Source organism: Promicromonospora sp. NPDC052451 (assembly GCF_044547525.1).
Classification (GTDB): Bacteria; Actinomycetota; Actinomycetes; order Actinomycetales; family Cellulomonadaceae; genus Promicromonospora.
In genome coordinates, this window is record NZ_JBIUAP010000003.1 from 168,243 (window position 1) to 182,597 (window position 14,355).

Here is a 14,355-nt window from a genome sequence, read left to right on the forward strand (position 1 = left end):
GGCGTCGCACGGGGCAGGGTCGCGGGCTCAGGCCCTGGGCGTGAGCCGGATCACGGGGATCTCCCGGTCGGTCACCTGCTCGTACCGGCGGAAGTTCGCCGCCTGGGCGGTGATCTTCTGCCAGGCCTCGGCGCGCTCGGCACCGTGCAGCTCCGTGGCGGTGACGGCGACCTTGCGGCCGCCCTGCTCGACGGTGACCTGGTCGGGGTGCGCGGCGAGGTTGAGGTACCAGGCCGGGTTGGCGGGGGCACCTCCGGCCGAGGCCACGACCAGCCAGCTCCCGTCGGGCCCGGGGAACCCGGCCAGCGGGTTGGAGCGGGGCTGCCCGCTCTTGCGTCCGACGGTGGTCAGGACCAGCAGGTTCATGCCCATGGTCGTGCCCTCGGCGCGGCGGGCGCGTCGCATGAGGAGCCGGTTCATCCAGCGGAAGCCGCGCCCGGGCTGCCTCGCGCCGCGCGTGCCGGTGGGGTGGGTGAAGGTCACGTCAGTCCTCGGGGTCGGCCGGACGTACGGTGTCCGGCACCGGAAAGGTTCGTGCCGTCCAGTATCGGTCGGGTGCGGGCGCATCGCGGGCCGGCGGGGGTCGGGGTCCGCGCGGCCTAGGATCACGGCGTGCTGCGACTCTCCGACGTCACCTATCTCGTCCGCGACCACGACGAGGCCATCGCCTTCTTCGTCGACGCCCTCGGGTTCGCCCTCCGCGAGGACGAGACCAACGCGGCCGGACGCCGTCGCGTCGTCGTCGGCCCGGCGGACGGCGGGACCGGGCTGGTCCTCGCCCGGACGGACGCCCCGTCCGCCGTGGGCGACCAGGCCGCCGGGAAGGTCGCGTTCTTCCTGGAGACCGACGACTTCGCCGCGCAGCACGCCCGCATGACGGCGGCCGGCGTGCGGTTCCGCGAGGAACCGCGCCACGAGGCCTACGGCACGGTGGCCGTGTTCGAGGACCTGTACGGCATGCCCTGGGACCTGATCGAACCGCCGCGCGGCTGATCCGTCGGACCACGCCAGGGCCGCCAGGCCCGCCGGAATGCGTCCCGGGGGCCCGGCGGCCGGTTCGGCCGGCGTCAGCCGCAGTGCTCGAACGGGCTGGTGTAGCTCGTGCTGCCCACCGAGCCGCCCCACTTCACGCAGGTGCCCGGTGCGGACCGCTTGACCGGGCCGGCGTAGTAGGAGAAGTTCCCCGAGTCGGTGGTGCGGGACGCGCCCTCCGGTTCCAGGAAGGCCGAGACCGCGCTCGGCGTGCCCAGGTTGGTGGACTTGAGCGTGACCGCGCAGTTGTAGCCGTTGCCGGCGTTGTAGAGCAGGTAGGTGCGGCCCACGGTGCCCAGCGCCGCGGAGTCGATCACCGAGTAGCCGCTGCCGCAGACCTCGGCGGGCGTGTAGGGGTTGCTCGAGCCGCCGCAGCCGTTGGTGCTGGTGACCGCCTTCTTCTGGCCCAGCGAGACGGTGACGCCGTCGACGGTCGGCGAGGTGTCGACCACGCCGGACGAGGTGCGCTGCTCGTAGTGCAGGTGCGGTGCGCTCGACCCTCCGGTGGACCCGACGGTGCCGATCACGGTGCCCTGGCTGACGGACATGGTCTGGCCCGCGGCCCGCACCATCGTGGCGAGGTGGGCGTAGCGCGTGCGGGTGCCGTCGCTGTGCACGATCTGCACCCACTTGCCGTAGCTCGTGCTGCCCTCGTCGTCGAACGTCGCGGTGCCGCCCGCCGTGGCACGGACCGTCTCGCCGTTGATGGCGTCGCTGCCGTACGTCTGCCAGTCGATGGAGCCGGACGGGTTGTGCCCGCCGGTCCAGTTGTTGGCGTAGAAGGTCTTGCCGCAGTCGAACGGTGCCTTGTGGGCGATGGCCAGGACTCCCGCGTCCTGGGTCGAGGTCGTGGCGGCGGCCGCCGGGGAGGCGGCCAGGGCGAGCGCGGTCACGGCCGCGAACGTCCAACGCCTGGTGATCTTCCTGCGGAACGGGGAGGTGACTGCCATGGTGCTCTCCATCCTGGGGTCGGACTCCTGGTCTGACCTGGCGAAGGCTGGCACGGCGCCCCGGAGGGCGCCCATGGGGAGTGCTCCCCGTGGACGTCCCCAGCCACTCGTGCGTGGTCCCGCCCACTCTTGAAAACGAATCTGCAATCATGTTTTCATGAAGGTCGAGCGAGCGGCCGGCAGGGTCGCGCGCCGTCGTCGAGGAGACGTGTCATGACCACACACCGCAACCCCCGTGCCGTCGTCGTCGGAGCCGGCATCGCCGGGCTCGCGACCGCGCTGCGGTTGTACCAGGCGGGCTGGGAAGCCCTTGTGGTGGAGCGGGCGCCCGAGCGTCGCTCCGGCGGGTACGCGGTGACCTTCGCGGGCCTGGGGTACGACGCCGCGGAGCGGATGGGCGTGCTGCCCGAGCTGGCCCGCCGGCACATCGTGCCGGACCGGATGGACTACGTCCGCCCCGACGGGCGCACCCGCTTCACCGTCCCGGGCCCCACGGTCCGTGCGATGGTGGGGGACCGTTCGCTGAACATCCTGCGCGGAGACATCGAGGACGTGCTGTACGCGGCTGTCACCGGCGCGGCGTCGGGCACGGTGGAGGTGAGGTTCGGTGCGAGCGTCACCGAGGTCCGGCAGGATCCGGACGGCGTGGACGTGACCCTGTCGGACGGCACCGTGGAGCGGGCGGACCTGCTCGTCGGCGCGGACGGTTTGCACTCGGCGGTCCGGCGCCTGGTCTTCGGTCCTGAGGACGACGTGCGGCTGGACCTGAACCACATGGCCGGGGTGTTCGAGCTCGACAGGCTGCCCGACGGCGTCGAACCGGGCGTCACGGCCTCGCTCACTGACACCGGGCGCACGCTGGCGGTGGTGAGCGTCGGGGCGCAGCGGGCGGTCGCGTTCTTCGGCTACCGCACGCAGCGGCCCTCGGCCGAGCTCGCCGACGGGCCGCACGTCGCCCTGGCGCGCGCCTACGGCGACATGGGCTGGGTGGCCCCGCAGGTGCTGGGCCAGCTCGCCGGGGCCGGGTCGGTCTACTTCGACACGGTCAGCCAGATGGTCGTGGGCGGCTGGAGCCGGGACAGGGTGGTGTTGCTGGGCGACGCCGCGTGGTGCGTCACGCTCTTCGCGGGGTATGGCTCCTCGCTGGCCGTGGCCGGGGCCGATGCGCTGGGCGCAGCCCTGGAGCGGCACCCGGCGGACGTCGCCCTCGCCCTGCGCGAGTGGGAGGCGCAGATCCGCCCTGAGGCGGAGCGCAAGCAGAGACTCGGCCGCCAGGTCAAGGGCCTGTACGCCCCCGCCGACCCGTTCCGGCTCTGGGTGCGTGATCTGCCGCTGCGCCTGGCGTCCTACCGCCCGGTCTCGGCGCTGCTCCAGCGCCGGCTCCAGCTCACGTCGTGAGGCCCACGTTCCCGCAGGGTCAGGTGGAGACCCGCCCGGCGTCGCCGTCGACGGTCACCGTCTGGCCGTCCCGGAGCATGGTCGTGACCCCCGGCACCGCGAGCACGGCGGGGATGCCGTGCTCACGGGCCACGATCGCGGCGTGCGACAGCACGCCGCCCGTCTCGGTGACGACCGCGGCAACGACGCCGAACAGCGCGGTCCAGGCCGGTTCGGTGAAGCGGCACACCAGCACGTCGCCGGCACGGACCCGGGTGAAGTCGTCGGGGCCGTGCACCACGCGGGCGGGCCCGGTGGCCCGGCCCGGGCTGCCGGGTGTGCCGGCGACGCCGGCCGTGCTGTGCGACATGCTTCCTCCCTGGGCGTACCTGTTCGCGTTGACACCGGCCGCCGCAGGACGCACGGTCCAGACATGACCAACGACACGCTGCCCGGCCGATCCTCTCAGCCCGAGCTGCTCGTGCTCCACTCCGTCCGGATCCAGGGGATGGCGGACGAGGACGCCGTAGCGGGCCGGTTCGGCCTCGACACCGCGGGGACGCGCGAGATCCTGCTCGACGACGAGGCGTACGGCTGGGTCAGTCACGCGGTCTTCACGGGCACCAGCGGGTGGTCGATGACGGAGCGCGGTCGGACCGAGGACGACCGGCGGCTGGCCGAGGAGCTGCAGCAGGCCGGCGCGCGGTCCACGGTCGAGAGCGTGCACGAGAGGTTCGGGCCGCTGAACGCACGCCTGCTGCAGGCCTGCACGGACTGGCAGCTGCGGGCGGACGGCGACGAACGGCTCGTGCCGAACGCCCACACCGACCCCGAGTGGGACGCGCGCGTCCTCGACGAGCTGGAGACGCTGGAGGCCGAGCTCGAGCCGCTGGTCGCGGAGCTGAGCCAGGCGCTCGAACGCTTCGAGGGGTACGACAGGCGCTTCTCCTCGGCGCTGGCCCGCGCCCGGGCGGGCCAGGGGGAGTGGGTGGCGGGCACGGGCGTCGCCTCCTGCCACGCGGTGTGGATGGAGCTCCACGAGGATCTGATCTCGACCCTCGGCATCGACCGCGCCGCCACCGCCGGCCAGTAGGTTCGTCGCATGGCGACCAGACATCTCTACCTGGCCCGGCACGGTGCGGCCGACGCGTTCGGAGAGCTGACCGACGTCGGACGGCGGCAGGCCGAGCTGCTCGGCGAACGGCTGGCCCTGCTCCCGGTCGACACCGTCTGGCACTCGCCCCTGCCCCGCGCGACCGCGAGTGCGCACGAGATCGCCCGCCGCCTGCCGGGCGTGCCCGTCGCGGAGGCCGCCGAGCTGGTCGACCACGTGCCGTACGTCCCTTCCGGGGCCGACCTGCCACCGGCCTGGGCGGGCTTCTTCGACGGGTTCGACGACGCCGAGCGTGTCCCCGGTGAACGGCTCGCCACGGCGCTCGTCGACCGGTTCGCCCGGACCGCCGAGGCCGAGACGCACGAGGTGCTGGTCACCCACGCGTTCCAGGTGGCCTGGCTGCTGCGGCACGCGCTCGACGCTCCGCCCGCGCGCTGGCTCGGCCTGAACGCGGGCAACGCCGCGCTCACGGTGATCGAGTACCGCGACGGCCTGCCGCCCGCGGTCGTGCTGTTCAACGACATGGGCCACCTGCCGGCGGACCTGCGCTGGACGGGGTTCCCGGGGGCGGTGCGGCCCTGAGGAGTCGGTCGCACACGAGTCCGTGCAGCGCGCGCGGCGCGCTGGTACGGTCCGACGGCGGCGTCCGGCCGGGCGCCCCGACGTCGGCGTGACGGAGGTACCCCGTGCACCCTGGATACACCGCGGTTCCCGACGGTGACGGACCGTTCCCCGGCGTCGTGGTGGTGCACGACGCCTACGGCATGACGGCAGAGCTGCGCCGCGTGTGCGACCACCTCGCGGCCCAGGGCTACGTGGTCCACGCCCCCTCGATGTTCCAGGGTGGTCGGTGCCTGCGGCAGACGTTCCGCAGCTTCGTCGCCGACCAGGGTCCGGCCTACGACCGGCTGGAGGCCGAGCGCGCGGCGCTCGCGGACCGGCCGGACTGCACGGGCCGGGTCGGCATCATGGGTTTCTGCATGGGTGGCCGGTTCGCGCTGGTGGCGGCGGGCCGCGGCGGGTTCGACGCCGCGTCGGTCAACTACGGGCTGCTGCCGAAGGGCAAGCAGGAGCCGGCAGCGCTCGACGCGATGCTGTCGGCGCCCTGCCCGGTCGTGGCGAGCTTCGGTGACCGGGACACGGTGGTCGACGTCGCCGAGGTGGCCAAGCTGCGGGCCGGGCTGGAGCGGGCCGGGGTGCCCGTGGACCTCAAGGTGTACCCGGGCGCCACCCACTCCTTCCTGGCGCAGTACACGGGCGCGCTCGGGATGCTGATGCGGGTCCAGGGCATGTCGCACGACCCGGAGGCGTCCGCGGACGCCTGGGCGCGCACGCTCGGGTTCTTCGACGAGCACCTGGGCGCCCGGGCCTGACGGCGGTCCCGCTCAGGCGGTGGCCGGTGCCGGCCGGGGGCGGGGCCGCAGCTCCGCCGTGGTGGGCCGGTCGGGGGCGGCGGAGCCGACGAGCCGGTCGACGGTGTCCTCCAGGGCGTCGAGCACCTCGGGCAGGGCCGCGGCGACGGCGCGCGGGTCGGCGTCGGGGCGGTCGTAGGTGGACCGGATGAGGCGCTCCGCGGCGTCCAGGACCGTCGCCCGCCGGTCCGGCGCGGCCAGCGCGAGCGTCACGGAGCCGCTCATCACGGTCTGGAAGGCCGTGGCGACCTCGTCGGTCGGGGTGTCCCGGACCAGGCCGTGCCGCTGCATGATCGACAGGACCCGGTGGAGCGCGGGGCCCGGGAACTCGTCGAGGTCGAAGGGCGTGTCGGGTTCGGTCATCGGCAGCGGCGCCATGCCGGGGTTCTCCAGGACGGCGGCGATCTCGCTGCGGACCACGCGGCCGACGCTCAGGTGTGTCGCGCCGGTGCGCAGGTCGTCGGCGAGATCGGTGAGCATCCGGGCGGCCTCCAGGCGGAAGACGGCCTCGCGCAGTCGTGCCTTCGTGGGCCAGTAGAGGAAGACCGTCCCCTTGCCGACGCCGGCGCGGGCGGCGACGGCGTCGACCGTCGTGCGCTCCGGTCCGTCGAGGAGGAACTGGGTCCTGGCCGCGGCCAGGATCACCTCGGCGCGGTCCTGCACGGGTCGTGCCATCGTTCCCCCTTCCTCACGTGACGGCCATCCTAGTCGCGAGTTCTTGACTGGCGAAATTTGTGCAGTCAATAATCGAGGCACGTTCGCAGACCGAGGAGAGGGATCGACATGAGCAAGCCGCGCGCACTGGTGGTCGGGATGGGTGTCGGGGGACTGGCCACGGCGCTGCGCCTGCACGACGTCGGGTGGGAGTCCGTGCTCGTCGAACGGGCGCCCGCACGGCGCGGCGCCGGCTACTTCGTCGGCATGTTCGGCACGGGGCAGTCGGCGGCGGCCCGGCTCGGGGTGCTGGACGCCATCGGCAACAGGACCGACCCGGCGTCGATCACCTACGACGTCGAGCGGGACGGCCGGCGTCGTCCCGGCATGGGCTACGGCGACCTGCCGGGCGCACCCCAGCTCGTGCTGCGCGGCGACATCGAGGGTGCGCTGTACGACGCCGTCGAACCGCTCGCCGAGATGCGGTTCGGCACCACGCCCGTGGCCGTCGAGGAGCGCGGCGACGGCGTGCACGTCACGCTGCGCACGACCGGCGACACCCCCGGCGGGCCGGCCACGGAGGCGACCGAACGCTTCGACCTGGTGGTGGGCGCCGACGGCCTGCGGTCCACGGTGCGCCGCCTCGTGTTCGGCCCCGACGCCGCGTACCTGCGGCCGTTCCACCACATCATCGGCGTGTCGGTGCTCCAGGAGCCCGTGCCCGGCTTCGGCCCGACCGACGGCATCGTGGTCGCGGAGCCCGGCCGGTCGGCGTGGGTGTTCCCGTTCACCGACCACCGGCCGACCGTGCTGTTCAGCTACCGCACCGACGACGAGGACGCGCAGTTCCGCCGTCCGCCGGTCGAGTCGCTGCGCCGGGCCTTCGGGCCCGAGCCCACCGGGACCGTGCTGGGCAACCTCCTGGACCAGTTCGAGGCTGCGGACGACGCCCTGTTCGACTCCGTGCACCAGGTGGTGATGCCGAGCTGGCACTCCGGCCGCGTGGTGCTGCTCGGCGACGCCGCCTGGTGCGTCACGCTGTACTCCGGCATGGGGGCCTCCAGCGCGATGGCCGGGGCGGACCTGCTGGGCACGGTGCTGCAGCGCAACCCCGGCAACCCCGCCCGCGCGCTGCGCGAGTGGGAGCTGCGGATGCGCCCGTTCATCGCCGCCCACCAGCGCAACGGCCGCCGGGACCTGGTCATGTTCGTGCCGCAGACCCGCCGTGACAAGCGGGCCAGGACCTTCACCCAGACCCTGCTCGGCAACCCGACGGGCAAGCGCGTCATGCAACGCGTCTTCGCCCCCCGCTTCGCGGAGAAGTCCCTGGACATCGCCGCCTGACCCCGCGTCGTCGAGTGCTGGGTATTCGCCCTCCTGGCACACGAAGAAGGGCGAACATCCAGCACTCGGCGGGCGGGCGGGGTCAGTCCGTGGAGCGGAGGATGGCGCGGACGCCGATCGTCAGGCCCACGGCCGCCGTGGCGACGGCCGCCAGCCAGCCCCAGGCGACCGTCGTCGAGAGGATGTCGCCCGCGAAGGCCGCGCGGCCGGAGTCGACGACGTAGCGCAGCGGGTTCACCGCCGAGACGGCGCGCATCCAGGCCGGGCCGGACTCCAGGGGCAGCAGCATGCCGGACAGCAGCATCACCGGGAACAGGACCGTCTGCTGCACCACCCAGAACATCCACTCCTGCTTGCGTACCGCCAGGGCGAGCGCGTAGGACAGCGAGCCGACGCCGATGCCGAGCACCGCCAGCTGCAGCAGCGTCAGCACCGCGCCCACCGGGTCGGGCCGCAGGCCGAACGGCAGCATCACCAGCAGCATGACCGCCGACTGGGCGACGATCGGCACCATCTCCTTCAGCGCGCGGCCGACGAGCTGCGCCGAGCGCGACAGCGGGGTGACGAGCATCCGCTCGTGCACCCCCGAGGTGAGGTCGAGCTGCAGGTTGGAGCCCGTGACCGACGTGCCGAACAGGGTGGTCATGGCCAGCACGGCGGGCACGAACCAGAGCCAGACGTCGCCGCCCAGGCTCCCGCCCGTGGAGCCCGCCAGCAGCGGACCGAACAGGCCGAGGAACACCAGGGGCTGGATCAGGCCGAAGACCAGCGAGAACGGGTCGCGCACCACGGGGGCGAGCTCTCGCAGGAGCACGATCCGGGTGTCACGGACGAGGCTGCGCCGGGGGAGCGGGCGGGCCGGTGTGGTCGGGGCCGAGCCGGGGGACAGGGTCGCGGCGCTCATGCCAGGACCTCCTTCGCGGTGGTGTCGGTGCTGGTGGTGGACGTGGTGGTGGACGTGCTGGTGTCGCCCACCGGGCGCGCGGAGACCGGGCCCTGGTCCGGCGTCCCGTCCTCGCCACCGACCCCCGTCTCGCGCAGGCTGCGGCCGGTGAGGCCGAGGAAGACGTCGTCAAGCGTGGGCCGGGCGACGTCGACGCGGAGCACCGTCAGGCCCGCGGCGTCGGCCGCGCGGAGCAGGCCGGGCGTGGCACCCGGGCCGTCCGCCATCCGGATCTCGACCGCGCTCGTGCCGTCACCGGCGGCGTGCCCCGCGGTGCGGTCTGCGGTGCTGTCTGCCGGGCCGGCGGACAGGGGCCCGCCGGCCGGCCCTCGCCGGGCGGGTCCGACCTGCACCGACCGTGCCCCTGGCGCCCGCTCGGCGAGCGTCGCGAGCGCCCCCGCGTCCTCGGCCGCCACGCGCAGCGTCACGAGGTCTCCCGCCAGGTCGGCCTTCAGGGCGTCGGCGGTGTCGTCGGCGATGACCTGCCCGTGGTCCACCACGATGACCCGCTCGGCGAACGTGTCGGCCTCGTCGAGGTAGTGCGTGGTGAGCACGATCGTCATGGGCTCGGCAGCGGCTGTCCGCATCCGGAGGATGTGCTCCCAGAGGTTGGCGCGGTTGTGCGGGTCCAGGCCGGTAGAGGGCTCGTCGAGGAACAGCAGCGACGGCTGGTGGACCAGTCCGACGGCGACGTCGAGGCGGCGCTTCTGCCCGCCGGACAGGCTCTCGACCTTCCGGTCGGCCTGCTCGGTCAGGTCGAGGGCCTCCAGCAGCTCGCCGGCCCGGCGGCGGGCGGTGCGCCGGTCGAGGCCGTAGATCTCGCCCTGGACCACGAGCTCGTCGCGGACCACCTGGGACGCCCCGCCGGCGCCACCCTGGCCCACGTAGCCGATGGCGGCGCGGACCCGGTCGGGGTGGGCGACGACGTCGTACCCGGCGACCGTCGCGGTGCCCGACGTGGGCGGGACGAGCGTGGTGAGCATGCGCAGCGTGGTGGTCTTGCCGGCGCCGTTGGGGCCGAGCACCGCCACCAGCTCGCCCGGCGCGACGTCGAGCGAGATGCCGCGCACGGCATGCACGGTGCGGGTGCGGCTCACCACGAAGTCCTTGGTGAGCGCGTCTGTGCGGATCACGGTGTCTCCTTCTGTCCTGGTGCTGCTGACAGGACCCACCCTTTCGTCAGTAGAGGTCAGTTCCTGGCCTCTACCGCGTGCGATCCTGGATCCGTGCTCGAGACCTCCGGACGCCTCCTGACCCTGTTGTCGCTCCTGCAGGCCCGCCGCGACTGGCCGGGTGCGCTGCTGGCCGACCGGCTCGGCGTGAGCCCGCGCACGGTGCGGCGCGACGTCGACCGCCTGCGCGAGCTCGGCTATCCCGTCAACGCCACCAAGGGGCCCGACGGCGGCTACCGCCTCGCCGCCGGCGCCGACCTGCCGCCGCTCCTGTTCGACGACGAGCAGGCCGTGGCCGTGGCCCTCGCCCTGCGTACCGCCGCGATCCCCGGGGCGGAGGAGGGCGCACTGCGGGCGCTCGCGACGATCCGGCAGGTCATGCCTGCCCGGCTCCGGTCCCGGCTCGACGCGCTGGAGGTGACCACGGTGCGGCGCCGGCCCGGGACCGAGGATGCGGTCGTGGAGCCCGAGACGCTCCTGGCGCTCGGCTCCGCGTGCCGGGCGGGGGAGGTGGTGCGGTTCGACTACGCGGGTGGCAGCATGGCCGTCGTCGGCGAGGGGGACGCCGCCTTCCGGCCGCCGCGCCGCGTGGAGCCGCACCACCTGGTGACCTCGGAGGGGCGCTGGTACCTGGTGGCGTACGACCTGGACCGGGCGGACTGGCGGCTGTTCCGGGTGGACCGGCTGACCCTCCGGTCGGGTACGGGGCCCCGGTTCACCCGGCGGGAGGTGCCGGGCGGTGACGTGGGTGCGTTCGTCGCCGACCGGATCAGCGGTTCGCCGTCGCCGGTGCGGGGCGAGGTGGTGCTGCACGCGAGGGCCGCCGACATCGCGCCGTGGATCGGCGCCCGAGGGCTGTGCGAGCCGCTGCCCGACGTCGACGGCGCGCCCCGGTGCCGGGTGGTGCTGGGCTCGTGGTCGTGGGGCGGGCTGGCCGGCTGGCTCGGGGTGTTCGACGTGCCCTTCGAGGTGGTGGGGCCGCCCGAGCTGGTCGCGGCGACCCGGGAGCTGGCCGCCCGCTACGCGGGCGCGACGCCCGCCGCGCGCTGAGCCCGGTCCGTCAGGCGACGGAAGGCCGAACCTGCTGGTGGACGACCTGCGCGGGTTCGTCCGCGACCTCGGGCCGGGTTCCCGCGGGCCGGGCCGCACCCAGTAGGTTGTGCCGCATGACGAACCTGTCCGACTTCACCGACGACGAGATCGACCAGATCCTGGACGCACCGGGTGCCGTGCTCAAGGGCGCGACCCTCGCGGACGGCGAACCCGGAGGGCTCCGGTTCCTGCTCGAGACGGCGGCCGGTGCCAAGGTGTTCCGCGAGGCGCAGGTGCACGAGAACGACTTCGTCCGGTCGGTGGCGGTCGCGCTGCGCGAGCGGATCGCCGAGCAGTCCGCGGCCGAGGAGGAGGCGCGACGCAACCCGGCGTCGCAGGTCGGGGTGGCGGCCGCCGCCGCGGCCACGCAGGAGGCGGCGACGGTGGGCGTGCGCCCCGACCCGGAGGGGGCGACGGCCGAGGCCGTCGAGCTGACCGGAGCCGCCGTGGCCCTGTTGCGCGCGCGGGCGGACGAGAAGGACGCCGCCGCCTACGCCGCGTGGGTGTACCGGATCGCGGAGCAGGTCGCCGAGGCGGCGTCGACCAAGGAGGGCGGCTTCTTCAGCAGGCGCGTCAAGGTCTCCGCGGGCGAGCAGGACTACCTCGACCGGCTCGCGGCCGCCGTCGGGCGCTGATCGGGCGCGACCGTCGGCCGTGCGCCGTGCGCCGTGCGGCTCCGGCTGTGCGACGCCGGTCGTGCCGTACGTCAGGCGCGCTGCCGGGAGTACTCGAGCTCCGGCCGCCCGCGCGTCCCGTACCGGGGCGCGCGGGTGGCGGTCCCGCTGTCCGCCAGGAACTCCAGGTAGCGGCGCGCCGTGATGCGGGCCAGGTGCAGCTCGTCGGCGACCTCGCTGGCCGACAGCGCGCCCGTCTGCCGGGCGAGCAGGTCGGACACGGCGTCGAGGGTGTCCTGCGACAGGCCCTTGGGCAGGCCGGCGGCGTTGGAGGTGCGCAGCGCCGCGAACGCGGTGTCCACCTCGCGCTGGCTGAGGGTCGAGACCGGCGAGCGCATCTGCTCGAAGTAGGTGCGGTACGCGCCGAGCTTCTCCGCGAACAGCCCGAACACGAACGGCTTGATGAGGTACTGCACCACGCCGACGGCCACCGCCTCGCGCACCACCTCCAGCTCGCGGGCCGCCGTCACGGCGATCACGTCCACGACGAGGCCCGCCGCGCGCAGCTGCCGGCACAGCACCAGGCCGTGCCGGTCGGGCAGGTTCATGTCGAGCAGGAGCAGGTGCACCTCCGCTCCCGCGGCCTGGGCGTCGCGCAGGGCGCGCACGGTCTCGCTCGCGGTGTGCACCACGCCCGCGAGCTCGAAGCCCTCCACCCGGCGCACGTACTCGCCGTGCGCCTCGGCGGTGCGGTGGTCGTCCTCCACGACCAGGACACGGATCATGCGCGGGCCGCCGTCCCGGTCGCTGTCCCGGTCGCTGTCTCGGTCGCAGGGCGCGCGGTCGCAGGGCTCGCGGTCGCAGGGCTCGCGGTCGCGCGAGGCGTCGCCGGGCGGTCCGCGGGGCGGGGGAGCGTGACCGTGAAGACGGCGCCCGCGTTCGTGCCCGCGCCGCCGGACACCTCGATGTCGCCGCCGAGGCTCTCGACCACCTGGCGCACCAGCGCGAGCCCGTAGCCGCGCCCGCCGGCCGCGGCGTCCTTGGTGCTCCAGCCCTGCTCGAAGATGTGGGCGACGTGTGCCGGGGCGATGCCCCGGCCGGAGTCGGAGACCTGGAACACCAGCGACCCGTCGTCACCGTTGGCGAGGTACACCTCGACCCAGGCGTCGGCGCCCGCGCCGTCGTCCTCCAGGACGCGGGCCGTCGCGGCGTCGATGCCGTTGTCGATCAGGTTGCCCAGGATCGTCACCACGTCCACGGGTTCCAGCCAGTGCGTGCCCGGCGCCAGGTGTGTCTCGAAGTGCATCTCGACGGCCCGCTCGCGGGCCTGCGCGGCCTTGCCCAGCACGAGCGCCGCGATCACCGGTTCCTCGATGGCCTGCACCACGCGGTCGGTGAGGCGCTGGCCCAGGTCGCGCTCCCCGGCCACGAACCGCAGGGCCTCGTCGCTGCGGCCCAGCTCGATGAGGGTCGCGATGGTGTGCAGCCGGTTGCTGAAGTCGTGCGTCTGAGCCCGCAGCGCGTCCGAGATGGTCCGCACGGAGGAGAGCTCACCGGTCACCCGCTGCAGCTCGGTGCGGTCACGCAGGGCCACGACCTCGCCCACGGTCCGCCCGCGCGTGGCGGCCGCCTCGCGCCCCACCAGCAGCACGCGGGAACCCACCCGCACCGGCCCCTCGGGCGCGGTGCCCCCGAGCAGGTCGCGGACGGCGGGGGACAGCCGCGGGTCCGTGACCGCGAACGGCGCGGCCAGGTCGGGCACGTCGAGCAGGCGCAGCGCCTCGTCGTTCGCCAGCACCACCGTGCCGTGCTCGACCAGCAGCATGCCCTCCTCGACCGAGTGCAGCACCGCCTCGTGCGCGGCGAACAGGTGTGCCAGCTCGTCCGGGCCGCGGGACTCGGTGATCCGGTCCAGCCGGCGCGCCAGCAGCGTCGCGGCCACGGCGCCCGTCGCGAACGCCAGGAGCGTGGCCACGCCGACCACCAGCAGGCGGGGCACGATGCTGTCCCACAGCCGGTCCAGCGTCACGCCGGCCGACACCATGCCCACCACCTCGCCGTCCTGCGTCACCACCGGGACGACGGCGCGCACCGACGGCCCCAGCGTGCCGTCGTACACCTCGGTGAACGTCTCGCCACGCAGCGCGGGCGCTGTCGAACCCACGAACGGGTGGCCGATCTGCCACGCGTTGCGGTGGGTGTACCGGGTGCGGTCGGTGTCCATGACCGTCAGGTAGTCGATCTCGGTGGCCTCCATGACACGCTCCGCGTACGGCTGGAGCTGCGCGGAGGCCTCGGCCACCGAACCCTCACGGTCGTCGGCGGCGTCGGCGTGCGCCCGGGCGACCGTGTCGATCACGAGCGCCTCCGCGGCCACCGTGGCCGCCAGGTCCGTGCTCTCCGTGGCCGCGTGCGCCTCCGCCGAGGAGCGCGCGTCCACGGCCAGCAGGCCGAACACGATCACCGCACCCGCGAAGAGCAGGGCCGTGTGCACGGCGAGGAACCACCTCGCGATACTCGCACCCCGCCGCTGCGCCACGGACCCATTGTGGCCCCCGCGCGCCGTGCCACCGACCATCGGGGCGCACCGCGAGAACACTATGTACGCAATGGGGGTTTCCGGCGGCCGGGACAGCACCCTGGTCGCTGAC

The 14,355-nt window shown here is 74.2% G+C and carries 16 protein-coding genes; 8 read left to right on the plus strand and 8 right to left on the minus strand.

What is annotated here, in order from left to right:
* Positions 1–27: 27 nt before the first annotated feature.
* Complete coding sequence (locus ACIG47_RS06510; protein WP_397430118.1) at positions 28–483, minus strand: nitroreductase/quinone reductase family protein; 456 nt, start codon at positions 481–483, stop codon at positions 28–30.
* Positions 484–612: 129 nt separating this feature from the next.
* Between ACIG47_RS06510 and ACIG47_RS06515 the strand changes: the two genes are divergently transcribed.
* Positions 613–993 carry a VOC family protein gene (locus ACIG47_RS06515; RefSeq protein WP_397430119.1) on the plus strand — a complete coding sequence of 127 codons (381 nt, stop codon included), beginning with the start codon at positions 613–615 and terminating at the stop codon, positions 991–993.
* A gap of 74 nt (positions 994–1,067) precedes the next feature.
* On the opposite strand, the gene ACIG47_RS06520 is transcribed toward ACIG47_RS06515, so the two are convergent.
* A complete protein-coding gene (locus ACIG47_RS06520) occupies positions 1,068–1,982 on the minus strand; it encodes a M23 family metallopeptidase (RefSeq protein ID WP_397430120.1) in 915 nt (304 codons plus the stop codon).
* Positions 1,983–2,195: 213 nt separating this feature from the next.
* On the opposite strand from ACIG47_RS06520, the gene ACIG47_RS06525 reads away from it, so the two are divergent.
* Positions 2,196–3,380, plus strand: a complete 1,185-nt coding sequence (locus tag ACIG47_RS06525; RefSeq protein ID WP_397430121.1) for an FAD-dependent monooxygenase — start codon at positions 2,196–2,198, stop codon at positions 3,378–3,380.
* A gap of 19 nt (positions 3,381–3,399) precedes the next feature.
* Here the strand turns inward: ACIG47_RS06525 and ACIG47_RS06530 are convergent, their stop codons facing one another.
* A complete protein-coding gene (locus ACIG47_RS06530; protein ID WP_397430122.1) occupies positions 3,400–3,729 on the minus strand; it encodes a PEP-utilizing enzyme in 330 nt (109 codons plus the stop codon).
* Positions 3,730–3,792: 63 nt separating this feature from the next.
* Here ACIG47_RS06530 and ACIG47_RS06535 point away from each other — a divergent pair, with 63 nt between their 5' ends.
* From ACIG47_RS06535 to ACIG47_RS06545, 3 genes are all read left to right on the plus strand, one after another.
* Positions 3,793–4,452, plus strand: a complete 660-nt coding sequence (locus ACIG47_RS06535) for a transcriptional regulator (protein ID WP_397430123.1) — start codon at positions 3,793–3,795, stop codon at positions 4,450–4,452.
* Positions 4,453–4,461: 9 nt separating this feature from the next.
* Positions 4,462–5,055 (plus strand): histidine phosphatase family protein, encoded by a 594-nt coding sequence (locus ACIG47_RS06540; protein ID WP_397430124.1) that lies wholly within the window; start codon positions 4,462–4,464, stop codon positions 5,053–5,055.
* A 104-nt stretch (positions 5,056–5,159) separates the two neighbouring features.
* On the plus strand, positions 5,160–5,846 hold the full coding sequence (locus ACIG47_RS06545) for a dienelactone hydrolase family protein (RefSeq protein ID WP_397430125.1): 687 nt from the start codon (positions 5,160–5,162) through the stop codon (positions 5,844–5,846).
* 12 nt (positions 5,847–5,858) lie between these two features.
* On the opposite strand, the gene ACIG47_RS06550 is transcribed toward ACIG47_RS06545, so the two are convergent.
* Positions 5,859–6,560 carry a TetR/AcrR family transcriptional regulator gene (locus ACIG47_RS06550; RefSeq protein WP_397430126.1) on the minus strand — a complete coding sequence of 234 codons (702 nt, stop codon included), beginning with the start codon at positions 6,558–6,560 and terminating at the stop codon, positions 5,859–5,861.
* Positions 6,561–6,668: 108 nt separating this feature from the next.
* Here ACIG47_RS06550 and ACIG47_RS06555 point away from each other — a divergent pair, with 108 nt between their 5' ends.
* On the plus strand, positions 6,669–7,883 hold the full coding sequence (locus ACIG47_RS06555; protein WP_397430127.1) for an FAD-dependent monooxygenase: 1,215 nt from the start codon (positions 6,669–6,671) through the stop codon (positions 7,881–7,883).
* Positions 7,884–7,965: 82 nt separating this feature from the next.
* On the opposite strand, the gene ACIG47_RS06560 is transcribed toward ACIG47_RS06555, so the two are convergent.
* Positions 7,966–8,787, minus strand: a complete 822-nt coding sequence (locus ACIG47_RS06560) for an ABC transporter permease (protein WP_397430128.1) — start codon at positions 8,785–8,787, stop codon at positions 7,966–7,968.
* Positions 8,784–9,959 carry an ATP-binding cassette domain-containing protein gene (locus ACIG47_RS06565; RefSeq protein ID WP_397430129.1) on the minus strand — a complete coding sequence of 392 codons (1,176 nt, stop codon included), beginning with the start codon at positions 9,957–9,959 and terminating at the stop codon, positions 8,784–8,786. The genes ACIG47_RS06560 and ACIG47_RS06565 overlap by 4 nt, the downstream gene beginning before the upstream one ends.
* 93 nt (positions 9,960–10,052) lie before the next feature.
* Here ACIG47_RS06565 and ACIG47_RS06570 point away from each other — a divergent pair, with 93 nt between their 5' ends.
* Both ACIG47_RS06570 and ACIG47_RS06575 read left to right on the plus strand, forming a co-directional pair.
* On the plus strand, positions 10,053–11,048 hold the full coding sequence (locus tag ACIG47_RS06570; protein ID WP_397430130.1) for a helix-turn-helix transcriptional regulator: 996 nt from the start codon (positions 10,053–10,055) through the stop codon (positions 11,046–11,048).
* Between the two features lie 116 nt (positions 11,049–11,164).
* A complete protein-coding gene (locus ACIG47_RS06575; RefSeq protein ID WP_397430131.1) occupies positions 11,165–11,725 on the plus strand; it encodes a hypothetical protein in 561 nt (186 codons plus the stop codon).
* Positions 11,726–11,796: 71 nt separating this feature from the next.
* On the opposite strand, the gene ACIG47_RS06580 is transcribed toward ACIG47_RS06575, so the two are convergent.
* Positions 11,797–12,489, minus strand: a complete 693-nt coding sequence (locus ACIG47_RS06580) for a response regulator (protein ID WP_397414753.1) — start codon at positions 12,487–12,489, stop codon at positions 11,797–11,799.
* Positions 12,486–14,243 carry an ATP-binding protein gene (locus ACIG47_RS06585; protein WP_397430132.1) on the minus strand — a complete coding sequence of 586 codons (1,758 nt, stop codon included), beginning with the start codon at positions 14,241–14,243 and terminating at the stop codon, positions 12,486–12,488. The genes ACIG47_RS06580 and ACIG47_RS06585 overlap by 4 nt, the downstream gene beginning before the upstream one ends.
* Between the last annotated feature and the right edge of the window lie 112 nt (positions 14,244–14,355).